Origin of the sequence: Catellatospora sichuanensis (assembly GCF_007483665.1) — a bacterium.
GTDB classification, from domain to species: Bacteria; Actinomycetota; Actinomycetes; order Mycobacteriales; family Micromonosporaceae; genus Catellatospora; species Catellatospora sichuanensis.
This window is the reverse complement of record NZ_ML660187.1, coordinates 297,826-320,961: the sequence shown is the minus strand read 5'-3', so window position 1 is coordinate 320,961 and position 23,136 is coordinate 297,826. Positions and strand designations below refer to the sequence as shown.

Genomic DNA, 23,136 nt, shown 5'->3' with positions numbered 1-23,136 from the left:
CAGTGAGCTGACCCACCGCTGGGGCCGTAATGGAATGCTCGCTCCGTACGATGGCGTTTCAGCCAGCGACAAGTACGGCGCGAACAGTTCGTGTCGACCCAAGGGAGCGCGTCTCGTGGAGAACGTCCGAAACCTGATCATTGTCGGCTCGGGTCCGGCCGGGTACACCGCCGCCGTCTACGCTGCTCGGGCCAACTTGAAGCCCCTGCTCATCGAGGGCGTCGAGTCGGGCGGAGCGCTGATGACCACCACCGAGGTGGAGAACTTCCCCGGCTTCCCGGACGGGGTCATGGGTCCCGAGCTGATGGACCAGATGCGCAAGCAGGCCGAGCGCTTCGGCACCGAGTTCATCACCGACAACGCCACCCGCGTCGAGCTGGCCGGCGACGTCAAGAGCGTATGGGTCGGCGACCGGGAGTACCGCGCCCGTGCGGTCGTGCTGACCACCGGTTCGGCCTGGCGCCCGATGGGCGTGCCGGGCGAGCAGGAACTGCTCGGCCACGGCGTGTCCTCCTGTGCCACCTGTGACGGCTTCTTCTTCAAGGGCCAGCGCATCGTGGTCGTCGGCGGCGGCGACTCGGCCATGGAGGAGGCGACGTTCCTCACCCGCTTCGCCGAGCACGTCACGATCATCCACCGCCGCGACGAGTTCCGTGCCAGCAAGATCATGGCGGAGCGCGCGCTGGCCAACGAGAAGATCTCCGTCGAGTGGAACACCGTCATCGACGAGGTCCTCGGCACCGACGGCAAGGTCTCCGGCGTCCGCGTGCACAACGTCATCACCGGCGAGTCCCGTGAACTCGCCGCGACCGGCGTGTTCGTCGCCATCGGCCACGACCCGCGCAGCGAGATGTTCCGCGGCCAGGTCGAGCTCGACGACGAGGGCTACGTGAAGGTCGACGCACCGAGCACCCGTACCGACATCCCCGGCGTCTTCGCCGCGGGTGATCTGGTCGACCACACCTACCGCCAGGCCATCACCGCGGCCGGCACGGGCTGCACCGCGGCGCTCGACGCGGAGCGCTTCCTGGCGCACTAGTTGCGCCAAGAACAGCCAGCACAGTCTGGCGCACCGGTGACAGGCCCACGGCCCGGCACCCGCGCAAGCTTTGAACCGGTGCGAACCGGCCGCTGGACACCAAGACGGCAAGATTCTGAGATAGGAGAGACCCGAATGGGATCCGCGAAGGCGGTCACCGACGCGACGTTCGTCAGTGACGTACTGCAGTCCGACAAGCCGGTGCTGGTGGACTTCTGGGCCGAGTGGTGCGGGCCGTGCCGCAAGGTCGCGCCGGTGCTCGAGGAGATCGCCACCGAGATGGGCGACCAGGTCACCATCGTCAAGCTGGACATCGACGCCAACCCGGAGACCGCGCGGGCCTACCGCGTCATGTCCGTGCCGACGCTGACCCTGTTCAAGGGCGGGCAGCCGGTGCAGTCGGTGGCGGGCGCCAAGCCCAAGGGCGACATCGTCCGGCTCATCGAGTCGGCACTCTGACGCTGTATCACCCCGTGGGGCTCTGAGCTACGGCTCCGGGCCCCACGGGTTTGTCCGGGGCCGGACCGTGGAACATGGTCGGGGTCCGGTGGAACGCACCGGGACGGCGCGTCGGAACGACTACAGGTTCGAGATCCCTACCGGCCCGCGCGGCGCGATAGGCTCCGGTGGCATTTGTGAGGTTTACCAGGAGGTCCGCTGTGCGAGCCATCAAGCGCGGTGAGCGCGGCCCGGCCGTCACCGAGATCCGGTCGATCCTGGTCGCGCTGGGGCTGTTGGAAGCCCCGGTCGACCCGGCCGAGGCGGACCACTTCAACATGGGCGTGGAACGGGCCGTGCGCGCCTTCCAGCAGGACCGTGGGCTGTCCGTGGACGGCGAGGTGGGTGCGGAGACCTGGCGTGCCCTGGACGCGGCCCGGTGGACCCTGGGCGCCCGGACGCTCTACTTCAGCGTCTCCGACCCACTGCGCGGCGACGACGTGCGCCAGTTGCAGGAGCGCCTGCTGGAGATGGGCTACGACGTCGGCCGCACGGACGGCGTCTACGGGCCGCGCACCGCGCGGGGCCTGTCGGCCTTCCAGCGCGAGATGGGCCTCACCCCGGACGGCACCTGCGGCCCGCAGACCCTGCACATGCTGCGCCGGCTCGGGCGCAAGGTGGTCGGCGGCTCCCCGCTGAAGCTGCGCGAGGAGGTCACCTTCCGGCAGACCGGCCCGAGCCTGGTCGGGCGGCAGATCATCGTCGACCCGGGGCACGGCGGCTCCGATCCGGGCGTGGTGGTGCCCGACGGCCCGCTGCGCTGGACCGAGTCCGACCTGGCCTACGACCTCGCCACCCGGCTGGAGGGCCGGCTCGCCGCGGCCGGCATGCGGGTGCACCTGACCCGCGGCCCGCTGCCGATCGAGGCGCCCAGCGACCTGGACCGCGCGCAACTCGCCAACGACCTCGCCGCGGACCTGCTGATCTCGCTGCACATCGACGGCCACCACAACCCGCAGGCCGACGGCGTGGCCACCTACCACTACGGCACCTCGAACGGCGTCACCTCGACGATGGGGGAGCGACTGGCCGGCCTGGTCCAGCGCGAGATCGTGGTGCGCACCGGCCTGCGCAACTGCCACACCCACGCCAAGACCTGGGAGTTGCTGCGCTACACCCGCATGCCCGCGGTGCGCGTGGACGTGGGCTACCTGACCTCTCCGAAGGACCGCGCACAGCTGATCGATCCGATGTTCCGCGAGCGCGTGGTGGAGGCCATCGTCGCCGCCGTGCAGCGGATGTACTACCCGGTCGAGATCGACGTGAAGACCGGCACCATCGACGTGAGCGCGCTCCGCCTCGCCCTGCCGAGCTGACCGTGCCGACCACCCCCACTGCGGAGCAGGCGCGCCGCTACGCCGACCGGATGCTGGTCGAGATCGCCGCCGCGCTCCTACAGCGCGACCACCGGCGCTACCGCGTCGTGTGCGACCAGGTGTACGCCAGCACCCTCGACCCGCAGGCCGTCGACGGGGCCGTGTCGCACGCGCTCGAACAGGCGGTGCAGCACACCTGGAACAGCAACTGGCGGCCCGTCGAGCTGGACCACACGCTGCGCCGCTTCGCCGTGCGCGCGGGAGCCCCGAAGTCCGCCGGCAGCTGGATGGCACAGCTGCTCGCCGACGTGACGGCGAGCCGGATGCGGGCTCACGACCCGGCGACCGTCGACCGTCGTTGGGCGGCCGAGCTGGCGGCGATCGACGCGACCGTGTGGTGGCACGGCGACGCCGGCCAGCTGGCCCAGTTCGGCGCCAGGCACTCACTGGACCGGCTCAAGGTGCTCGGCGGTGCGTTCGAGCTGATGCGCTGGCTCTACCAGGAGCTGCCACCCTTGGAGCACGCCGGGCACGCGCCGGGCTCACCGGTCCGACCGCGCCGTGCTGCGTCCGATGCGACAGAGTACGCAGATAAGCGCATGCTTGACCGGATCAGGGCATTGCTGGCCAAAGCGGAGTCGACTGACTTCCCGGAGGAAGCCGAAGCGTTCACCACCAAGGCCCAGCAGCTGATGGCCCGGCACAGCATCGACCACGCGCTGGTCGATGCCGCCGCCGGAATCAGCGACGGTCCCGAGAGCCGCCGCATCGTCATCGCCAACCCCTACGAGGGGCCGAAAGCGATGCTGCTGCAGGTGGTGGCCGAGGCCAACCGCTGCCGTGCGCTCAACTTCAAGGACCTCGGCCTGAGCACCATCGTCGGCTTCGGCCCCGACCTCGACGCCGTCGAGATGCTCTACACCTCGCTGCTCGTCCAGGCGATCCACGCGATGACCACCGCGAACCAGCGCGCCGACCGGTACGGCCGCAACGACGTGCGCTCGTTCCGGCAGGCGTTCCTCAGCGCGTACGCCCACCGCATCGGGGAACGGCTCACCGAGGTCCGCGAGGAGGTCGACGCGGCAGCGTCCCTGGGCACCGACCTGGTACCCGTGCTGGCCGCCCGGACCGAGGCCGTCGACACCGCGTTCGAGGACCTGTTCCCACACCGCGTCAGCCGGACCTCGCGGGTCGCCAACGCCGCGGGCTGGGCCTCCGGCCGCGCCGCCGCGGATCGCGCTGAACTGGCGGTCCGCAGCCCGCTGCCCGCGGCAACCGAGCGATAGCAGCGCTTCAGTTGGTGGTGCTGCGCACCGCCGGCCGCACACCTGGGCGCAGCAACTCCGGGCTCATCGAGCCCAGCAGCTTCTCCAGCGCGTACTCCACGTCGGACTTCCACGACAGTGCGGTGCGCAGTTCCATGCGCAGCCTCGGGAAGCGGGGGTGCGGGCGCACCGTCTTGAAACCGACGGCGAGGAAGAATTCCGCCGGGGCGAGGCAGCTGTACTGCTTGGCGTCCTCCTCCTCAGCGTGGTCGCCGAACTTCGCGTCGCCGAACGCCTCGATGGCGCGGATGCCGCGCTTGGTGAGGTCGCGTGCCACGGACTGGATCAGCACCCGGCCCAGCCCGCCACCCGCGAAGGCGGCGACCACGTGTGCCGTCATCAGCTGCACCGCGTCGGGGGAGACCGGCGAGGTGGGGAAGGCGTTGCCCCGCGGGACGTACATCGGCGGGGCGTAGAGCACGAACCCGGCCGGCATCCCGTCGACGTAGGCGATCTTGCCGCAGGAGCCCCACTCCAGCAGGGTCTGCGAGACCCAAGCCTCCTTCTCCAGGCCTGGGTCACCCGCGGCGCAGGCGCGCTCCCCGGAAACCGGATCCAGTTCCCAGAACACGCAGTTACGACACCCCTTCGGCAGGTCCTCCAGGGTGTCCAGCGTCAGATTCACCACTCTGCGTGACATGAGCAGCTCCGTGCTCTTACCGCGGCGCAGCCGCGATCGCCGATTTCTGACCCGTCGCCGAGCCAACTAACTGACTTTACGCCCGATTAAGGCCTTGGTGCACCCTATCCCGTTGGATGGATTCGACCGAATGTCGGTTCGAGGCCTACCTGACCCAGCGTACGATTCGATGGCCAACTGTTTGTCTTGCCGGGGAGGGACCGTGTCGGAGACGGGCACCACGCTCGACGACTACACCGATCGGTATGCACAGCGCATCATCGGGATGACCGCTTCGGAGATTCGAGCTCTCTTCGCCGTGGCCAACCGCCCCGAGGTGGTGTCACTCGCCGGAGGTATGCCGTACATCGCCGCTCTGCCGCTGGACGCGGTCGGTGAGGCCATCGGCGACCTCGTCGCCAAGCAGGGCAGCAGCGCCCTGCAGTACGGCCTCGGCCAGGGCATGCCCGAGTTGCGCGAGCAGATCTGCGCGATGATGGCCGACGTCGGCATCGACGCCTCGGTCGGCGCCTCGCCCGACGACGTCGTCGTCACCATCGGCGGCCAGCAGGCTTTGGACCTGATCGCCCGGCTCTTCCTCGACCCCGGCGACGTCGTGCTCGCCGAGGGCCCCACCTACGTCGGCGCGCTCGGTGTCTTCCAGGCGGCGCAGGCCCAGGTCGTGCACGTGCCGATGGACCACGACGGCCTCATCCCGGCCGCGCTGGAGGTCGCGATCGAGGAGCAGCGCCGACTCGGCAGGCGCGTCAAGTTCCTCTACACCATCCCGACGTACCAGAACCCGGCCGGCGTCACCCTGTCCGAGGAGCGCCGCGAGCAGGTCCTCGACATCTGCGAGCGAGCAGGGCTGCTGGTCGTCGAGGACGACCCGTACGGCCGGCTCGGCTTCGAGGGCGAGGCGCCGCGCCCGCTGCGTGCCCGCCGCCGCGACGGGGTGTTCTACCTCAGCACGTTCTCCAAGACCTTCGCGCCCGGCCTGCGGGTGGGCTGGATCCTCGCCCCCCACGCGGTACGCGACAAGTTGGTGATCGCCACCGAGGCGAACATCCTGTGCCCGAGCAACTTCGCCCAGTCCGTGGTGAGCACCTACCTGTCCACCATGCCCTGGCGCCAGCAGCTCAAGACGTATCAGCAGATCTACGCGGAGCGCCGCGACGCGCTGCTGACGGCGCTGTCCGACCTGATGCCCGAGGGCACCACCTGGACCCGCCCCGCGGGTGGCCTGTTCGTCTGGGTGACCCTGCCCGCCGGCCTCAACTCCAAGGCCATGGTGCCCCGCGCCATCGCCGCGCGCGTCGCGTACGTGCCCGGCACCGGCTTCTACGCCGACGGCACCGGACAGCAGCACCTGCGGCTGAACTTCTCGTTCCCGCCGCCGGAGCGCATCCGGGAGGGTGTGCGTCGCCTGGCCGGCGTGGTCGAGCAGGAGCTGGCCACGCGCGCCGTCTTCGGCGACACCGGGACGCTGGACGTGGTGACCGCGCTGCCGCGGCCCGGCGCGCACGCGCCCGGTCCCGACTTGGCATGATTCGAGGGTGACCGCACCGTCCACCGCGCCTGTCGTCCGAGCCGATCTCCGCTGCCTGGTGCTGGCGGGCGGCCTTTCCTACGAGCGAGACGTCTCGCTGCGTTCGGGTCGCAGGGTGCTGGACGCCCTGCGTGCCGTCGGCGTCGAGGCGGAGATGCTCGACGCCGACGTGGCGCTGCTGCCCTCGTTGAAGGCCGACCCCCCGGACGCCGTGTTCATCGCCCTGCACGGCTCCACCGGCGAGGACGGCTCACTGCGCGGCGTGCTCGACCTGTGCGGTGTGCCCTACGTCGGCCCCGACGCCCGCTCGGCCCGGCTCGCCTGGGACAAACCCTCCGCGAAGGCCGTGTTCGTCGAGTACGGCATCGCCACCCCCGAGTGGGTCGCCCTGCCGCACGACCGGTTCTCCGAACTCGGCGCCGTCGCGGTGCTGGAGCGCATCGTCGACCGGCTCGGTCTGCCGCTGATGGTCAAGCCGGCCCAGGGCGGGTCCGGGCTTGGCGCCGCGGTGGTCCGCGACGCCTCCGCGCTGCCGGCCGCGATGGTCGGGTGCTTCGCGTACGACCAGACCGCCCTGGTGGAACGCTATGTCGAGGGAGTCGATGTAGCTGTCTCCGTCCTCGACCTCGGCGAAGGACCGTTCGCGCTACCGCCCGTCGAGATCGTGCCCAGCAACGGGGTGTACGACTACGCCGCCCGGTACACCGCGGGCCTCACCACCTGGCACACGCCGGCCCGGCTGTCGGCGGAGACGAGCGCCGAGGTGGTCAAGACGGCCCTGGCTGCGCACCAGGCACTGGGCCTGCGCGACATGTCCCGGGTCGACCTGATCGTGGCCCCGTCGGGGGAGTGCACCGTCCTCGAGGTCAACGTCTCCCCGGGTATGACCGAGACGTCCCTCCTGCCAATGGCGGTGCAGGCCGGCGGGCTCGACCTGGGCGACGTGATCGCCCGCCTGGTGATGCAGGCGGCCGACCGCCCCGCCGGCTGACCGGCGCCGGCCTTCCACTCCACCGCTGTACGTCGAAGCGCCCGGGTTCCGTGGAACCCGGGCGCTTCGCTCTATGTCGCTGTCTGCCGACGCCAGTCCTCGTCAGGCCTAGACCACACCGGCCCTGACGAACCTGGCGCGGCAGGACTCTCTGGGGCGTGCCGCCGTGGAGAACGTCAGGAGTCGGTCAACTTCGCGGGTGCCTGCCAGTCGATGCGCGGTGGCTGTGCCAGCGGCGTGCCGCCGAACTCCGCCAACCACGCCGCGACGTGGGCCAGACTCTCTCGCCACTGGTCCTCGGCGATCGGCGGCAGGATGTCGTCCCACAGCGGCAGGAAGGTGCCGCGCAGCTGCAACTGCCCGACCGGGCGAGCCATGAACCACACATGGAGATGCGCAGCCCCGTCGCCCCAGCGGTAGACGTGGACCCGTGCCACGTCGTCCAGCGAACGGATGGCCCGTTCAAGCCGCACCGTCATCACGCCGAGTTCGGCAGCCAGAAGGTTCGGCAGGTCACCCAGATCGAGGTGGGACCGAGGCTCCAGCATGAGCACCATCGGCAGACCCGTAGGCCGGTCCATGGTGCGTACGCGCCAGCGCTCGTTCACCCAGATGTAGGCGTCGTCAGGTGCGGTGCACGCCGTGCAGTCGGCCGAGTCCTCACCCTTGCGGGCAGGCTCGGTCGCTACCGGCGGGTCAAGATGCTTGATCTTGAAGTCGCCCTCGAACGGAAACGAGGGCCACGCAGTGAAGCCGGGAAGGGGCATGGGGGTATCGGCCACCTGCAGAATCTAGCCCAGCCAGGCGGTCCTGTCTCCCCCCGGCTGTGGATTCCCGAGGGTCGGTTTCACGTGAAACCACAGCCCACAGGGTGCCTGTGGATAACTTTGTGGATAGGTGGGGGTCGGCCTGTGGAATGTGGCACCGTGACCCCGGTTACTCCGTCGACGTGCAGACCGGCGTCACATCTGTTCACGTGCTGATCCCGTTGGCAGTACACGGATTCAGCTCGCCCGTATCGCTGGTTTCACGTGAAACATAGCCTGTGGATAACTTGCTTCCGGCTGTGGACATCGGACGGTGCAGGGCTGTGGACAGCGAATACGTGACCTTCCTCGCACTTGGGCAGGCCGCTGGAGATCGTTGACCTTGGGCATGCGGGTTGTGGATAACTTCCGCGGACCTGTGTACGGCCGCCTGTGCCCGACCCGGTGCCCCTGAACGGGGCGGCGCCCTTGTCGGATACAGCGAATCTGGCAGCCCGCAGTCGGGTTCGGCGACGAGGGCCGAGGCCTGACTGCTGGAGGCCGTGGTCGAGTCCACGCCTCGGCGGGCCGGGTTGCTGGACACTGCAGGCGAGTCCGGACCCGTCGCCCTTTTGAAGACCAGGGACCGCGCCGACCTGGAGCACGGCACGGCCGACGCTGTCACATCCGAGTGAGGCGGCCCTCGCCAATGCCGGAGCGAGGTGAGAGGCGCCTGGCCCTGATACCGCGCCACTGTGCAGTGATCCTGGTTGCCAGCCTCACCACTGGTTGCCGGGCGACACCGACGCACTCGCCCCACTTCGAAAGGCTGGCAGGGCCGGCTGAAGCGGGGCATCACCGCGTCGAGCCGGAGGGCCGCTGATCGGCTCCGGTCGCGGTGACGCGCTCGGGCGTTGCCTTGGTGGTGGCGCTGGGGGAGCCCACACGGCCGGCTTGTCAGCGTGTCCGCATGGCACCACCCGCGAACGTTCCTCTCCACAACACGGTGATATCCGCAGGCCGCTTCGGGCGATGGGGTCGGCGGCGGCGGGGTTCAAGCGAGGCGGCTGTGAGCGAGTACAGCCGTACCCACGGTCTCGGTCTCCGCACGCCGACATCTACCTGGGTCCTGTTCGGTGCGGTCGGTCTGGGGCACGTCGGCGAGACCTCGCCCTTCCGCATCGCTGCTCCCAAGCCGTCGTGCCACGCCGCACTGTCCACCGAACGTCACCCCGCCTACCTGTGATTCCGTGGCCTCCTCCGCCAGGGCGACACCAAGGGCTGGCCTGTCGAGTGCCGATGGATTGTGGAGTTCCACGTCGGCGAGGTCGTTCCACTGGTTGTCGCTGCGCCGACCACAACGCGTCGGGCGTCGGGCGTCGGGCGTCGGGCGTCGGGCGTCGGGCGTCGGGCGTCGGGCGTCGGGCGTCGGGCGTCGGGCGTCGGGCGTCGGGCGTCGGGCGTCGGGCGTCGGGCGTCGGGCGTCGGGCGTCGGGCGTCGGGCGTCGGGCGTCGGGCGTCGGGCGTCGGGCGTCGGGCGTCGGGCGTCGGGCGTCGGGCGTCGGGCGTCGGGCGTCGGGCGTCGGGCGTCGGGCGTCGGGCGTCGGGCGTGACCCAACGAGTGAGGTTGGTGGCGGTCACGAATGTTGTCTGTCAACACCGGTGTCGTGCACACGCCGGCAAGCACGTGTCGCTGGCAGAACGCAGAGGGCTTGCCGGTGCGGGAACCCGCGTCCCATCGCCTTCTGGAGCGCCACCGTTGGCTCGTGGTTTCACGTGAAACCACGAGCCAACCGATCCGGTCAGCGAGGGATCCGACCCACTACCGGGGCGGGCTGGGCAGAGCAGGGACACCTGCAGCGGCTACCGGCCACCTACGCCGCCTCCACGGTGTCCGGTACTTCCACGGCTGCGACTTGGTCGGCAACGACATGCTGTGGGGTGTGAACCCCCGCAGGAAGGGCCTGCGATCACCCTTGCCGCGCTGAAGTCGATCCGCGCCGCCCGCCCGGACGGCGCCCCGATCTACGTGATCCTGGACAACCTGTCCGCGCACAAGAGCGCCCAGATCCGGCACTGGGCGGCCAAGCGCCGGGTCGAACTCTGCTTCACCCCTACCTACGCCTCGTGGGCCAACCCGATCGAGGCCCGCTTCGGCCCGCTGCGGCAGTTCAGCATCGCCGGCTCCAAACCGCCCCAACCACACAGCTCAGATCCGGGCCGTACACGCCTACCTGCGCTGGTGCAACGCCAACGCCCGCCACCCCGACGCCCTGGCAGCCCAGCGCCGTGAGCGCGTTCGCGTCCGCAGCGAGAAGAGCATCCGCTGGGTGGACGCCCTCTACCTGCCGCGGCCTGACCTGCGGTGACCCGATCCGCAACGCTATTCGGCTACTGACGGACTCCCGCTGACCCGATCACGGGCCCGCTCATGTTGGCGACTGGGTACCAGACTCCCCGCCATGCCGGGTTGCCCAGAGGTCCACGCCACGCTGGATCAACGGGCGGGTTGCGTAGGGCACGCTGGACGGGCGGCAGATGTTCACCAGCACAGCACTCAAGCAGACGCAGGCAGTCCTGCTCGTCCTAGCCAGTCACACCTGCCCCCCGCTCGAGAATCCGGTACAGGCGTGTCCCTCCATCGAGGCGAACCTCGCCCGGTTCCAGCGGCGGGGGCCCGTGGTCGGCAAGGTCGAAGACGAACCAGTAACGCACCAGATCGGGACTCTGGATCTCCATCGGAAGAGTATCCAGTGAAGGCCAGTCGGGACGCGCCTACCTTTCCCCGCCTTTGCGGCGACACGTCGCAGCGCCGTGGTCATCGACCGCCGGCGAAGGTATGCGGTCACGGCACGAGCGAGCCTCCGTGAGGGATCGTGTGCCATGCCGCTATACCGCCGCGCCCGACCCCGTGGGCAGACCTTCGCACGCTGTGCCTTGTCTGTCGCGTCGACGCTGACGCATCACGTGGCCCGTCGGCAGACGGGCGTGCGGCGCACTGTTCTGAGGGAGTGCACGTACAACGTCGTTTCGATCCGTCGCGGTGCCGTTGCCCTTCATCCGACCGCCTGGGGGTATTCGCCACTTCGGGATGGCCTTCGTGCGCCGCCCACACCGAAGGCGCCACCCAACCGTCGACCGGATGCCTCCCTCGTCCGCTTCCTGGGTGGACGACACTTGGCGACCGCGAAACGGGCGCTCGTGCCAGCATCGGTTCGTAGCCCATGGCCTCGTAGCGGCGCGCAGCCGAAGGTCCGCCGTGTAGTCGGGCTGGCCCACCGTGCCCACCTGCGCGCTGTGCACCGGCGCACAGCGCGGTCAGCAGTCTTGAGCGGCGGTGTGCAAGTCCCGACATCCCGCGAGTTGCCCCGGACACTTCCGCAGGCGTCGCACCGCGCCCGCACGGTGTCCACACCGAAGGGCGGCATGCGTAGAACTTCGGCGCGCGGCGACAACACGGCCACAGTCCGGACCGAACGTTCACTGGAGCACCTGCGCCCAAGGCCCTTCGCCGCGTTGCTCCCGCGTTCTGCTCGGATGGGAGCGAGAGACATCTGCGTCAAACCACTGGGGGCCAGCGCGGCTGGTTACCCAAAACGCCAGCGATCACAAACTCGATCATCGTGTTTCACGTGAAACAGTGCACGCAACGGCATAGGACCGGAAGTGCTCGGCCGACCGCGCCGCCAGCCCTCCGAAATTCCACCGATGCCGCGCCACTCCCACAAACCGGCGACCCGGAGTTGGCTGCGCCCTGCCTTCATACCCTCGCCTCTGCTCCGACACCACCGCCGCGCATCACCTACCGCCAACCCGTGCCGTACCTGTGCCCGGCGAACCTCGCGAGAGCCTCCGCAGACCATGCAAAGCTCGTTATGGGGGGCCCGTACTCCGCTCCCTTCTGTTCTCAGACTCAGCCCACGGGCAGAGTTCGAGCGCCCGGCGATCGGAGCAGCTCGGCGGGCGGGACCGTGTTCGGTGCGATCGCGGGCGCCGGTTCGTTGGCTATGACGCGAACACCTGCTTGACTCCCTCAGGGCCTCCTCCCATCGCCAAGGGCTCGCTGACAATGCACGCCTGCAACCGAACGCTGACGGCCGCCGAGCTCACCTGCCGACACGGGCGCGGTACACGGGGGCCGGAATAGGGGAACCTGGCTGTCACGGTCGATTCGCGCGGGTCGAGTGTTGACCGCGGTGGACGCCGCATACGCCGGGCTGCGCCTCGACCTGACGGCTTGCGAACGCGGCCTGCCAAGCGCACCGCTTATGCCCGCGCCGCCTGCGGCCCTCCAGAACTTGGACGGGCGGTCGCGGTGGGGGAGTGAGACCGGCGGCCGCCACCTCGCCGGCCCGATCACCCTTGTCTCGTGGTGCCGACATTGTGGCGGACGCCCGATTAGGGCTCCGTACTGCAGGACCCGCCGCACAGCCCGGCCGCCACGGCACGGGCGCGTTCGCCCGCCCTTAACGCGTCCGGCCCGGTGTGGGATGGCGTAACCGCGGCCGCCTGCTCCGCACCCAACAATCGGGCCGGTAGGACCAATGGCCTGGACTCCGGCAGACGCCCAGGCAGCTATCGCTGGAGTTCTCATCTCGCTGGCGTTCCCCTGAGCCATAGCGTTCCCTGGAACCGGGGAGACAGAGTCGGCCCGTCCGTAGTTGGCCCACGACCGGGTCGACGAAACCGCGCCGCCCGTGGACACGACCTCCGTCGTCCCCGACCTCACCCGGCACGGTGCTGGTGATGTCAGCCGAGCCTGTCGACCATTCGGAGACAGCCACGGGCCAGCTCCGTAAGCAGTCGCCCGTTCTCGGTCACCGACACCTTTCGGCCTCCCGCGTTGTGCCGGCGGGGTCGGACGAACCCACACCTCGTCCTGAGGCCATCCCGCGAACCAGCGCCTCGCGGGCGTCAGGCGGACGGTTGGCTCACGGCGCACCCGACCGACGTCCCGCACAGGACCACCGAAGTCGCACACGGGTCCCTTTCATGAGGGCAGTGCGGCACAACCGGCCCGCGTCGCTTCGGCATAGCGGATCTCAGTCCTGTCCTCACATTGGTGGCTGCACGGATGGGCACCGCCGATCTGAGTGCCTGAGTACCCGCCCGCGCAACCCGTCATGAGCCGGACCGGGCCTGCACGCGAATTACCCGGATCTTGGAGACCTCGCCACTGGTTGTCGGGCGCCACCGACGCAGTCGCCAACTGTGGCGTGGTGCCCACTCTCGCCAAGTCGGCGACCCCGATGCACGCTGGCGCGCCAGGCGACACGGACCTCGTGCACCGGCGCTGGACATGGCCTGTCAGGGCGACGTGGGGCGATGTGGCCCATCACGCCGAAGAGGTGCCCCAGCAGCCCGGCAACTACCGATTGGCCAACCCCGGGGAGTCCCTGACGCTGGCTGTCGCATCGGCACCTGGTCGCCCCTGGTACCAGGGGCGACCCTGTCACTCGACTGCCGAGGCATTCGTTCCGCGACGAACCGGCTTGGGGAGTCATCCGCAGGCACCGTGGCCAAGGCCGCTCGCCGCTGACACGCGAGGACCGCACTCCGTCATCGGGTGGCATCGCGCCCGATGCCGAATGGCTTCACCCACTTGGGTGGCCGACCGACGGTTCCGGATAGGCGTCTGCCGTCTAGCGGGACAGGACTGGACTGTCCGAGTTCGGCGGGCCGGCACGAACCACCTGGCGGCACCAGCGTCGGCGAAAGCGTGCAACGCGGCCACTGATGCACCGTAGAGCACAAGTCGCGAGGTGGAGGTTTCACGTGAAACCAGAAGATCGCCGCCAGCCTCACCGGTTTCGCGACTCAGGAAGCCCAACGCCACGCTGGTCGACTCTCCTCGCCCGCCAGCAGCCTCTGGTCTACGGCACCCTATGGCCGAAGGCCACGAGTACCGGACGACTCGCAAGCAGCCTGGCATCGGGTCGCTCCAACACCCCCAGGATCGAAGTACACCGCCAGGAGTTCGCCTTCCGTCCCCGCGATGCGCGTCCCCTAAGGCGACCGGGCCGCCGAGACGACGGGCCGTCAGGCGGCGGCCCTGGCGCACCGACACCCGCGATCGAGTCACGTTGCCCGCCGCTGCAGGCCGCTGTCCGCGCGCACAACGCCGCTCCCCATCCACGCGGTCGGCGCTCGGCCGCCCGGTCGCCGCTCGGCCGCCCGGTCGCCGCTCGGCCGCCCGGTCGCCGCTCGGCCGCCCGATCGCCGCTCGGCCGCGTGGTCGCCGCTCGGCCGCCGCCCGGTCGGCCAGACGGCCTGTGTCCTCGCTCCGATGCGCGCATGGCCAATCGGGCCGGAGACCGTACAGGCGCCTCGGTCCGACCAACTGCTGTCGGCCGCAACTCGCCGTCCCGGCCTCGTCCAGCCCGCAAGGAATACGCGAGCATCGCCGAGGTCCCGTGATACGCGGCCGCGCCGGACGTCAACCGAAGGTCGGAGCGCGCACCGCCTGGCAGCCCGATGTCGTACGCACCGGCCTCGGCTCACATGGGTTGCGCCACGGCAGTTGCCACAACGCCGATGGAGTCGCCTGAATGCGGCCTTGGCCCCGAGCCCGAAGACGATCTCTCGGTTTCACGTGAAACATCGCTCCGCCCTGTGCGCGGTGCATGCACCCCGCCGCGCCCGCCTCACGTATCCTGCGCCGGCACACTCCGCGCAAAAGTCGGACCACGGCCCCGTCATAGCCGCACGGTCGCGAGTCAGCCGCACCCGGCGGGAGAGTTCCCGCGCACACTCGGAGATCGCCACCGTGCGCCACGGGGAGGCGAGGCCATTCCCCAGAGGCGGCTGTCCAACGCTTCGCCCGTCTCCGGGGGCGCAGATGCTTGCCCCGCGACGCGACGGACCGGCCGTTCCGACACGGGCCGGTATGTCAGTTGAGTGCCCGGCGCCTAGGCAACCCCTTGCCCAGGGGCCAACCCCAGAGGCGGCCGCCGGCGGAGTATGAACGTTCGCCAGCTGCAGCCTTGGAACCGTTCGATCTGCCGTACCCCGTACCCCGTACCCCGTCCCCGCGAGCAGGCCCGACCAATTGCTGATCACCGACCGTGCGATGACACGGGCGGCGTTACCCAGGCCGCCATCGGAAGCAGCAGGAGCGGTACCTCTGAACATCCCGTCGCGGAAGCCTGAACGAGCGCTGGGCAGGCGGCAATGTCGTCGCTCAACGCGCCTGGATCGAGCTGATGTAAAGCGAGGTCGGGTAACGCACCCTGGCCACCTCCCCCGGAAGCGTGCACCTCGTCCAGCACGGCGAACCCAGGGTTCCCGTGTACGAGGAGTGCCGGAACAGGTCCATGAAGGGGTGGGGGATGGGCCCGCCTGTGGTCCGTCCTTGTGCGGGCCTCGGGCTATATGCCGGTGGGAGGTCGTGTGCCGGGGCAGCCGGGCCGACGGGAATATGGAACAGGCCGGGCAGGGCCCGGCAGGGCCGGGCAGGGCCCGGCAGGGCCGGGCAGGGCCCGGCAGGGCCGGGCAGGGCCCGGCAGGGCCGGGCAGGGCCGGGCAGGGCCGGGCAGGGCCGATCCACATGTGGGCGGAGGCCGGAGGGCTGCCCGGGGCTAGAAAAGAACCTCGGGTAGCTCCTACGAGAACGATGGGTACGTCTGAGGGGGCACAAGCCCAGCCTGGCAATGCCACAGGAGGCCTCGCTGCGCTGCAGTCGGCTCCCGCATCGATGGCATGCACCGCCCTGCCGAGGCGACGGACCAGGGTGCCCGGTTCGAGGAGCAGAAGAGATCGCCAACGGAGCAGCCTCTATCGAGCATCGGACCCACCCAACGTCGTGCGCGGCCCTGGGCAGTCAGCTGCCACCCGCCCGACACTGACACCGGCAGCTGCACCGGCACCGGCACCGGCACCGGCACGAACGGGCTCCAAGTCCGATCCGGCCCAACGCCCGCTCCAACGCCGGTCGGATGCCAACACGACAGCCTGAAGGACTGGCGGAGGGTCAAGGGCCCGAAACCGTCGGACCGTGAGCGCGTATGACGGAGTCCGGCAACGCCCGGCCAGCGACGTCCTGGTTCACATGCGGATCACCACTCGAGGCACAACCGGCAACCCGCATGTCGGCATGCCCCACCATCGCCCGAGACTTCAGCCAACCGCCCCTCAGCCGGGGCCGGGGGACCGGGTACTGCACCGCGGGCGGCCGGCACTGCCGTCCCGGATCGCCGGCGACCCACCGACATCGACACCTACCGGCGATGCTGCAGCCGCGAGCCCGGCAACTCGGCCAATGGCCCGGCAGTACGGTCACAGGGTCGGTCTGGGACAAAAAGAAGCGGGCCGCCTGATCAAGGCGGCCCCGCTTCATCAACCTAGTCTATTCTTGATTCTCCACGCCGATGATTCCGACGATCCGCTCCAGGTCGTCAACCGTCGCGAACTCTATCGTGATCTTGCCCTTGCTCCGCCCGATGTCCACCTTCACCTTGGTGTCGAACCGGTCCGACAGCCGGTCGGCCAGGTCGACCAGGGCAGGGGCGTGTGGCTTGGCGCGCCGCTTGGCAGCGGGCTGCTTCGCTTCGCCCTCCGCGTTGGCGAGGGTCACCAACTCCTCGGTGGCCCGCACGGAAAGGCCTTCGGCCACGATGCGGGTCGCCAACTTGTCCTGGGCGTCGGCCTGGTCGAGGCTGAGCAGCGCCCGTGCGTGGCCCGCGGACAGCACTCCGGCCGCAACCCGCTTCTGCACCTGCGGGGGCAGGTTCAGCAGGCGGATGGTGTTGGAGATCTGCGGCCGGCTGCGGCCGATCTTCTTGGCCAGCTCGTCGTGCGTGGCGCCGAACTCCTCCAGCAGCTGCTGGTATGCCGCAGCCTCTTCCAGGGGGTTCAGCTGGGCCCGGTGGATGTTCTCCAGCAGGGCGTCGCGCAGCATGGCGTCGTCGCGGGTGTCCCGGATGATCGCCGGGATCATCTCCTTGCCGACGGCCTGAGCGGCACGCCAGCGCCGCTCGCCCATGACGAGTTCGTACTTGTCCTGGCCGAGCTCGCGAACGACGATCGGCTGCAGGAAGCCGACCTCCTGGATGGAGATCTTCAGTTCGTCGAGCATCTCGTCGTCGAAGATCTGCCGAGGCTGCTTGGCGTTCGGCACGATCGAGCCGACCGGGATCTCGGCGAACCGCGCGCCCGGCACAGGTGCCAGGTCCGTGACTTGCGCCGGGGGAGGCATCTCCACGATCTGAGGCGCTTGCGGAGCCTCCACGGCAGCCGTGACGGCCGGGGGAGCGGAGACCGGTGCAACCTCGACCGGAGCGGCCTGCGCCGGCACCGGGGCCGCCACAGGGGCCGCAGGTGCGATCGGGGTCGTCGGGATCAGCGCGCCGAGACCGCGGCCCAGGCCTCCCTTACGAACGGGGGGCGGGGTCATACCGGCGCCTCGCCTTCCGCAGTGATGCTGTTCCGCGTGGTCATGCCGCAACTCCGATCTTCGCGCCGCGCTCGGCGATCTCCTGCGCGGCCTCGAAGTAACTGGTGGCTCCGCGCGAACCGGGATCATAAGTCATGACCGACTGGCCGTAGCTCGGTGCCTCGGAGACGCGCACGTTGCGGGGGATGACGGAGGTCAGCACCTTCTCCCCGAAGTGGTTGCGCACGTCCTGCTCGACCGCGTCCGCGAGGCGGGTGCGCCGGTCGTACATGGTCAGCAGGATCGTGGACACGTCCAGGTTCGGGTTGAGGTGGGCCTTCACCAGGTTGATGTTGTTCAGGAGCTGGTTGAGGCCCTCCAGCGCGTAGTACTCGCACTGGATCGGAATGAGCACCTCCTGGGCGGCGCACAGCGCGTTGACCGTGAGCAGGCCCAGCGACGGGGGACAGTCGATGAAGACGTAGTCGAACTCCATCGGGAAGCCCTGGATCGCACGGCCCAGCCGCGACTCACGGGCGACCACGGAGACGAGCTCGATCTCGGCACCGGCGAGGTCGATGGTGGCCGGTACGCAGTAGAGGTTCGGGATGCCCTCGACCGCCTGCGCCACCTCTTCCATCGGCACCTGGTCGATCAGACAGTCGTAGACGTCCGGCACGCCCGCGTGGTGCGGCACGTTGAGTCCGGTCGAGGCGTTGCCCTGCGGGTCGAGGTCGACCACCAGGACCCGGTTGCCGTGCAGGGCCAGGGCCACCGCAAGGTTCACCGTCGTGGTGGTCTTGCCCACGCCGCCCTTCTGGTTGGCGACGCACATGACGCGCTGCCGGGTCGGGCGAGGCATAGTCACCTCGCCGCTCGGGTTCAGGATCTGTACGGCGCGCATCGCTTCCATGGCCAACGGTGGGTCCTCCGAACTACCGGACGCTGTCGTGTTCGCGTCAGAAGCACCGTACGCGGTCGCACTCTGATCCTCACCCGCGACATGCGTAGAACTGGGTTGAGGGCGGGGCGACGGCGGCCGGTTCGCCGGGGGAGCGGACACCGGCACGTAGCCGGTGGCGCCGTGCGGAGCCGATGAGAACTCCGCGGGCGGCACACTGCTCCCCGGTGGCGGCACCGAAGCCGTCGCGCGGAAACCGGTCGCGTCAGGACTCGCCGGACCACTGGACACCGGGTGTGAACCTGCCGCGCTCGACGAGTACGTGTTCGCGACGGTCGGCCTCATTCCGGAGCCCGGGTTGGCGGCGCCTCGCTGCGCCGGGGTTGATGTTTCACGTGAAACAACGCCGTAAGAGCCCTGGGGGAGGCTCATGCCGTATTCCTGCACCGTGTCATCCCTGCCCGCATCGGATCGGATGGCTGCGCCGGCCGGTCCGGCGCGCGCTGGCGTCTCTGCCGGCGGTGCAACGACCGCACCCGCGACAGTCGGGTCCACATTATCGACGCGCGGCCAGCCTACGGCGGTCGGGCGACGGAAGCTACCACAGTCGTCCGGTTGGGCACGCTCGAGACCGCCTTCTGGCTGGACATACACCAAGAATCCCGGCACCAGTGACATGCGACATCCAAGCTGTCGACGGGCGGCGCAAGCGCCGGGCCAACCGGCTGCGACGGGGGCGACGGGGGCGGCGCGCATGACCCGCCGGGCCGGTGGCGCACCGGTCGCCAGCACCGCGCCGGACAGGGGTGAGCGGATGGCCGCACCGGCACCGGGAAACGCGCCGGCATAGGTACGGGGGCGCGGCACATCGGCCGAGGCGGACATGCCGGCACCGTTGGTTTGTAGGACACCCATCGTCGTGCGCCCTCTCCGTGAGCGGAGGGCGCACCGCTCAGCGCCGGCGTCCTCCGCGCCCTGCCCGCCGGGACGGCTTGGCAGTCTTCGGCACGACCTCGCGCTCCCGGACGATCTCCACCACGGTGGTGGGCGGGTCGATCAGCCCGACGCCGCACTGGTGGATCACGGCCGTCCCGCCGCCGAGCCGGGCGACGGCGTCGCCGTGCTCCACGATCTCCTCGGCGGCCGACATCCCCTTGAGCGCCAGCAGGCGACCTCCCAGCGAGGCCAGCGGCAGGCACCAGCCCGCCAGCCGGTCCAGAGGCGCCACCGCGCGAGCGGTGACCACGTCCGCGCTGAGTTGGCCGATCTGCTCCTCCGCGCGGCCGCGTACCACGGTGACCTGGCCGGTCAGGCCGAGGGCCGCCACCGCCTCTTCCAGAAAGGCGGTCCGACGTGCCAGTGGTTCAACCAGAATGACCGAAATATCCGGTCTAGCCACTGCGAGCACGATACCGGGCAGACCGGCTCCAGAGCCCACGTCGACGACCGTGGCGGAGGGAGAAATCAGCTCGGCCACGGCGGCACAGTTCAGCAGGTGCCGGTCCCACAGCCGGGGGGCCTCGCGCGGGCCGATCAGGCCGCGCACCACGCCGTCGGTGGCCAGCAGCTCGACGTACCGCGTGGCGGTGTCGAGCCGGTCGCCGAACAGCGCCTCGGCGGCCGGGCGGAGGTCTGGGGAGAGCACGGAGCCGGTCACCCCGTCAGGGATGACCGGCTCCGTCATGTCATCGGAACTCACGCGGGACGTACCACGATCCGGCGGTTGGGCTCGACACCCTCGGACTCGCTCTGCACCCCCGCCGCAGCGTTGACCACGTCGTGCACACACTTGCGTTCGAAGGCCGACATCGGCTCCAGCTTGACGGCCTCGCCGTGCTGCTTGACCTTCTCCACCGCGTTCTTGGCCAGCGCGCCCAGCTCCTTGCGGCGCTGGTCTCGGTAGCCGCCGACGTCCAGCAGCAGCCGGCTCGGCTCGCCGGTCTGCTTGAAGATCGCCAGGCGGGTCAGCTCCTGCAGTGCCTCCAACGTCGCCCCGCGCGGGCCGACGAGGGACTGCAGGCGGCTGCCGACCACCTCGACCACCGGGCGGCCGCCGGAGACCAGTTCGTCGATGTCGCCATCGGCGTCCAGGATGTCCAGCAGGCCCTCGATGTAGTCCGCCGCGATCTCGCTCTGGCGGAACAGGTCGGCGTCGCTGGCGGTCTTGCGCTTGGGAGCGGCGGCCTCGTCGGCGCCCTCTTCGGTCTCCGCCGCGCCGTTCTCGGCTGCGTGGCCCTTGGTCTCGGCCGCGCCTTCCTCGGCCTCGGCGAGGTCTTCGACTGCCACGTCGTCCAGCTCAGTCTGGTCGGTCACGTTCTTCTCCGGGTGTTCGGTCCGATCAAAACCCCGTGATCGGCCCCGCGCCTCACGGCGCGGGGATCACGAGCAGGTCTGTGTGGGGGTGGCAGTCAGCCGGCGGGTCGGCCCGCGGTGGCAGGCGACCATGTCACCGCTCAGCCGACGTTCTTCTTCACCGTCTTGCGCTTGGCGTTGGTGGTCGGCTTGGCGCCCACCTTCGGCGCGAGCGCCTTGGCGACCTCCGGGTCGACGATCTTCGGCTCCGGCTTGCCGCCCATCTTCGGCGGCGGGTACTTCTTCAGCACCCACATCTGCTGGCCGAGCGTGAAGAGGTTCGTCGTGGTCCAGTAGATGATCAGACCCAGCGGGAAGGCCACCGCGGAGATGATCAGCGTCGCCGGGATGCCGTACAGCATCAGCTTCTGCATCATCTTCTGGGTGGGGTCCTCGGACCAACCGGTCTTCAGGATCATCTGGCGGCTGGTCAGGTACGTCGTGATGATCATGACGATGCCGAGGATGCCGCAGAGCACGGCAGCCAGGCCGCCGTTGGTGAACGTCGCGCCGATGGAGACGCCGAACAGGTCGGCGGCCATGCCGCTCTGGAACTGCGCCGCGGTCCAGCCGTAGAGGGTCTCGTCGCTGGTGCCGGTGCCCAGGCGCTTGATGACGTGGAAGACGCCGAAGAAGATGGGCATCTGGATCAGCAGCGGGAGGCAGCCCATCAGCGGGTTGGCCTTCTCCCGCCGGTAGAGCTCCATCATCTCGCGCTGGAGCGTTTCCTTGTCACCCTTGTGCTTCTCCTGCAGCGCCTTGAGCTGCGGCTGGAGCGTCTGCATGGCCCGCTGCGACCGGATCTGCTTGATGAACAGCGGGAACAGGATCACACGGACGGTCAGCACGAGGAAGACGATCGCCAGGACCCAGTCCCAGTTGGTGGCGAGCCAGGTGCCGTCGCCCCAGAGCTTGTCGAAGAGGCTGTGCCATAGCAGCAGGACCTTCGAGACGATCGTGTAGATCCAGTCCATCATGAGGGTGTTGCTCCAGTCACATCAGTACTGCGGCGGGTGTTGGGTGGCACTGGGTCATATCCGCCCGGGTGAAAGGGATGGCAGCGACCGAGCCGTTTGACCGTCAGCCAGAACCCCCTGGCCGCGCCGTGACGCGCGATGGCCTCCAGCGCGTACGCGCTGCAGGACGGGTAGAACCGGCAACGGGCTGGCAGGCCCGGACTCACCCAACGACGGTACGCGATGATGGGTAGGGCCAGCACGCGCCCGGCGAGTGTCGTGGGTCGCGACGGCTGCGTCATGGCTTACCCCCGGTTGACCTGCGGCGCGAGGTCTGGCCGGGGTCACGCTTGAGCGCCGCGGCGAGCGCGCCGTCGAGGTCCCGGCCCAGCTGTTCGTACGAGGCGGACGCCGCCTGCGGCAGCGCGCGCACCACCACGGTGGCTCCGGCGGGCAGCCCGCCCAGCCGGTCGGCTGCCAGATGGCGCAGCCGGCGCTTCACCGTGTTGCGGATCACCGCGTTCCCCACCGCCTTGGAGACCACGAATCCCGCCTGTGATACCTGCCCGGGCACGACAACGGCGTGGCCGGGATCGTCTCCCTGCCACGCCGTCTCATGTTCGGTAACCGTCACGGGCACCGTCAGGTGCACCACCACGGCGCCACGACCGGCTCGGCGGCCCGCCCGCACGGCGGCGGCGAAGTCAGCGCTTCGCCTCAACCTGTGCGCAGCCGGCAGCATCCGAGGCCCGTCCCGGGGTCTCAGACCGCCAGGCGGGCGCGGCCCTTGCCCCGGCGCTGCGACAGCACCGCGCGCCCGGCGCGGGTACGCATGCGCAGCCGGAAGCCGTGGGTCTTCGCGCGCCGACGGTTGTTCGGCTGGTACGTGCGCTTGCTCACGTCAGGTCTCCTGGGGATCGCCCCGCCGTCGAGCGGGGAAGTTCTAGCTTCTCGCGGATGCACCGCCCGGTTGACGGCAGGATCGGGACCAAGAATCTCGATCTTGTCTGAGTCAGGGCGGACGCCGCAACCGACACCCTAGCAGAGGGTGATGGAGCAACCGCTCCAGGGTACACGTGCCGTCGATGTCCGCCAAGAACTCTTCGCAGCTCACTCATCGTGTCAACAGCGAGCGCTCGACGGCAACCGACAGTGTCGTTATCAACACTCACCGAGAGTGAAGCTGTGGACAACAGGTGGACGCCTGTGGATAACCCTGTTAGCGTGCCGGAGTGCCCGACTGACGGGACTGCCCGTTAATTGTGGCGGTTACCGCAAAACCGGGCAATAAGGTGGCTCGTTCGGCACGGTGGGCCGTGTTGCAGGCGCTCGTGCGCCGGATAGGGCGACCCATACCAGCCGGACCCCGGATACCGATCGACACACAGCCTGTGGATAACTTGTGGAGAACCTCGTTGATTCGGGGGATAACCCGGGGGAAAACCACGGACCGTGATGACACCGTCATCGATCG

The 23,136-nt window shown here is 69.5% G+C and carries 18 protein-coding genes and 2 pseudogenes; 8 read left to right on the top strand and 12 right to left on the bottom strand.

All coding sequences use genetic code 11. The features are described from left to right. The first annotated feature begins 115 nt into the window (after nucleotides 1–115). The 4 genes from trxB (at nucleotide 116) to FLL47_RS08690 (ending at nucleotide 4,139) form a co-directional block, all read left to right on the top strand. A complete protein-coding gene (gene trxB, locus FLL47_RS08705) occupies nucleotides 116–1,039 on the top strand; it encodes a thioredoxin-disulfide reductase (RefSeq protein WP_144119914.1) in 924 nt (307 codons plus the stop codon). Nucleotides 1,040–1,174: 135 nt separating this feature from the next. Continuing rightward, nucleotides 1,175–1,498 (top strand): thioredoxin, encoded by a 324-nt coding sequence (gene trxA / locus FLL47_RS08700; protein WP_144119913.1) that lies wholly within the window; start codon nucleotides 1,175–1,177, stop codon nucleotides 1,496–1,498. A gap of 200 nt (nucleotides 1,499–1,698) precedes the next feature. Further along, nucleotides 1,699–2,853, top strand: coding sequence for an N-acetylmuramoyl-L-alanine amidase (locus FLL47_RS08695; RefSeq protein ID WP_144119912.1), 1,155 nt, complete (start codon nucleotides 1,699–1,701; stop codon nucleotides 2,851–2,853). Nucleotides 2,854–2,855: 2 nt separating this feature from the next. Continuing rightward, entirely contained in the window at nucleotides 2,856–4,139 is a 1,284-nt protein-coding gene (locus tag FLL47_RS08690; RefSeq protein ID WP_144119911.1) for a DUF2786 domain-containing protein, read from the top strand. 7 nt (nucleotides 4,140–4,146) lie between these two features. Here FLL47_RS08690 and FLL47_RS08685 read toward each other — a convergent pair whose 3' ends face one another. Continuing rightward, nucleotides 4,147–4,818, bottom strand: coding sequence for a GNAT family N-acetyltransferase (locus tag FLL47_RS08685; RefSeq protein ID WP_144119910.1), 672 nt, complete (start codon nucleotides 4,816–4,818; stop codon nucleotides 4,147–4,149). A 265-nt stretch (nucleotides 4,819–5,083) separates the two neighbouring features. Here FLL47_RS08685 and FLL47_RS08680 point away from each other — a divergent pair, with 265 nt between their 5' ends. Continuing rightward, complete coding sequence (locus FLL47_RS08680) at nucleotides 5,084–6,346, top strand: aminotransferase-like domain-containing protein (RefSeq protein WP_246157682.1); 1,263 nt, start codon at nucleotides 5,084–5,086, stop codon at nucleotides 6,344–6,346. 7 nt (nucleotides 6,347–6,353) lie between these two features. Beyond that, nucleotides 6,354–7,337, top strand: a complete 984-nt coding sequence (locus tag FLL47_RS08675) for a D-alanine--D-alanine ligase family protein (RefSeq protein ID WP_144119908.1) — start codon at nucleotides 6,354–6,356, stop codon at nucleotides 7,335–7,337. A gap of 188 nt (nucleotides 7,338–7,525) precedes the next feature. Here the strand turns inward: FLL47_RS08675 and FLL47_RS08670 are convergent. Then, nucleotides 7,526–8,119, bottom strand: a pseudogene (locus FLL47_RS08670) (hypothetical protein); the annotation flags it as partial. A 1,033-nt stretch (nucleotides 8,120–9,152) separates the two neighbouring features. Here FLL47_RS08670 and FLL47_RS43575 point away from each other — a divergent pair. Continuing rightward, complete coding sequence (locus tag FLL47_RS43575; RefSeq protein ID WP_222106001.1) at nucleotides 9,153–9,329, top strand: hypothetical protein; 177 nt, start codon at nucleotides 9,153–9,155, stop codon at nucleotides 9,327–9,329. Here FLL47_RS43575 and FLL47_RS45130 read toward each other — a convergent pair. Next, nucleotides 9,320–9,724 carry a hypothetical protein gene (locus tag FLL47_RS45130; RefSeq protein WP_425457664.1) on the bottom strand — a complete coding sequence of 135 codons (405 nt, stop codon included), beginning with the start codon at nucleotides 9,722–9,724 and terminating at the stop codon, nucleotides 9,320–9,322. The genes FLL47_RS43575 and FLL47_RS45130 overlap by 10 nt on opposite strands. Before the next feature lie 165 nt (nucleotides 9,725–9,889). Between FLL47_RS45130 and FLL47_RS08660 the strand changes: the two are divergent. Beyond that, nucleotides 9,890–10,442: pseudogene (locus tag FLL47_RS08660) on the top strand (transposase); the annotation flags it as partial. 227 nt (nucleotides 10,443–10,669) lie between these two features. Here the strand turns inward: FLL47_RS08660 and FLL47_RS42750 are convergent. The 9 genes from FLL47_RS42750 to rpmH all read right to left on the bottom strand — a co-directional run bounded on the left by FLL47_RS42750 (nucleotide 10,670) and on the right by rpmH (nucleotide 22,562). Further along, nucleotides 10,670–10,822, bottom strand: a complete 153-nt coding sequence (locus FLL47_RS42750; protein ID WP_186315613.1) for a hypothetical protein — start codon at nucleotides 10,820–10,822, stop codon at nucleotides 10,670–10,672. 5,605 nt (nucleotides 10,823–16,427) lie between these two features. Beyond that, entirely contained in the window at nucleotides 16,428–17,474 is a 1,047-nt protein-coding gene (locus FLL47_RS08650; protein WP_144119907.1) for a ParB/RepB/Spo0J family partition protein, read from the bottom strand. A 40-nt stretch (nucleotides 17,475–17,514) separates the two neighbouring features. Then, nucleotides 17,515–18,786 (bottom strand): ParA family protein, encoded by a 1,272-nt coding sequence (locus tag FLL47_RS44695; RefSeq protein WP_281286677.1) that lies wholly within the window; start codon nucleotides 18,784–18,786, stop codon nucleotides 17,515–17,517. A gap of 520 nt (nucleotides 18,787–19,306) precedes the next feature. Next, the gene (gene rsmG, locus FLL47_RS08640; RefSeq protein ID WP_144119955.1) at nucleotides 19,307–20,038 is read right to left on the bottom strand and encodes a 16S rRNA (guanine(527)-N(7))-methyltransferase RsmG; all 732 of its coding nucleotides are present in this window, start codon (nucleotides 20,036–20,038) and stop codon (nucleotides 19,307–19,309) included. An 11-nt stretch (nucleotides 20,039–20,049) separates the two neighbouring features. Further along, complete coding sequence (locus FLL47_RS08635; RefSeq protein WP_246157664.1) at nucleotides 20,050–20,667, bottom strand: Jag family protein; 618 nt, start codon at nucleotides 20,665–20,667, stop codon at nucleotides 20,050–20,052. A gap of 140 nt (nucleotides 20,668–20,807) precedes the next feature. Beyond that, nucleotides 20,808–21,683, bottom strand: coding sequence for a membrane protein insertase YidC (gene yidC / locus FLL47_RS08630; protein WP_144119906.1), 876 nt, complete (start codon nucleotides 21,681–21,683; stop codon nucleotides 20,808–20,810). After that, the gene (yidD, locus tag FLL47_RS08625; RefSeq protein ID WP_144119905.1) at nucleotides 21,680–21,964 is read right to left on the bottom strand and encodes a membrane protein insertion efficiency factor YidD; all 285 of its coding nucleotides are present in this window, start codon (nucleotides 21,962–21,964) and stop codon (nucleotides 21,680–21,682) included. The genes yidC and yidD overlap by 4 nt, the downstream gene beginning before the upstream one ends. After that, entirely contained in the window at nucleotides 21,961–22,404 is a 444-nt protein-coding gene (gene rnpA, locus FLL47_RS08620) for a ribonuclease P protein component (protein WP_144119904.1), read from the bottom strand. Before rnpA ends, yidD begins: the two co-directional genes overlap by 4 nt. Nucleotides 22,405–22,424: 20 nt before the next feature. Beyond that, complete coding sequence (gene rpmH / locus FLL47_RS08615; protein WP_144119903.1) at nucleotides 22,425–22,562, bottom strand: 50S ribosomal protein L34; 138 nt, start codon at nucleotides 22,560–22,562, stop codon at nucleotides 22,425–22,427. Nucleotides 22,563–23,136: the final 574 nt, after the last annotated feature.

Excerpts from the sequence above, each read along its gene's own strand:
- trxA (WP_144119913.1), top strand. The coding sequence starts at position 1,175 with ATGGGATCCGCGAAGGCGGTCACCGACGCGACGTTCGTCAGTGACGTA.
- FLL47_RS08685 (WP_144119910.1), bottom strand. The coding sequence starts at position 4,818 with ATGTCACGCAGAGTGGTGAATCTGACGCTGGACACCCTGGAGGACCTG.
- FLL47_RS08680 (WP_246157682.1), top strand. The coding sequence starts at position 5,084 with ATGACCGCTTCGGAGATTCGAGCTCTCTTCGCCGTGGCCAACCGCCCC.
- FLL47_RS42750 (WP_186315613.1), bottom strand. The coding sequence starts at position 10,822 with ATGGAGATCCAGAGTCCCGATCTGGTGCGTTACTGGTTCGTCTTCGAC.
- FLL47_RS08650 (WP_144119907.1), bottom strand. The coding sequence starts at position 17,474 with ATGACCCCGCCCCCCGTTCGTAAGGGAGGCCTGGGCCGCGGTCTCGGC.
- FLL47_RS44695 (WP_281286677.1), bottom strand. The coding sequence starts at position 18,786 with ATGAGCCTCCCCCAGGGCTCTTACGGCGTTGTTTCACGTGAAACATCA.
- rsmG (WP_144119955.1), bottom strand. The coding sequence starts at position 20,038 with ATGACGGAGCCGGTCATCCCTGACGGGGTGACCGGCTCCGTGCTCTCC.
- yidC (WP_144119906.1), bottom strand. The coding sequence starts at position 21,683 with ATGATGGACTGGATCTACACGATCGTCTCGAAGGTCCTGCTGCTATGG.
- yidD (WP_144119905.1), bottom strand. The coding sequence starts at position 21,964 with ATGACGCAGCCGTCGCGACCCACGACACTCGCCGGGCGCGTGCTGGCC.
- rnpA (WP_144119904.1), bottom strand. The coding sequence starts at position 22,404 with ATGCTGCCGGCTGCGCACAGGTTGAGGCGAAGCGCTGACTTCGCCGCC.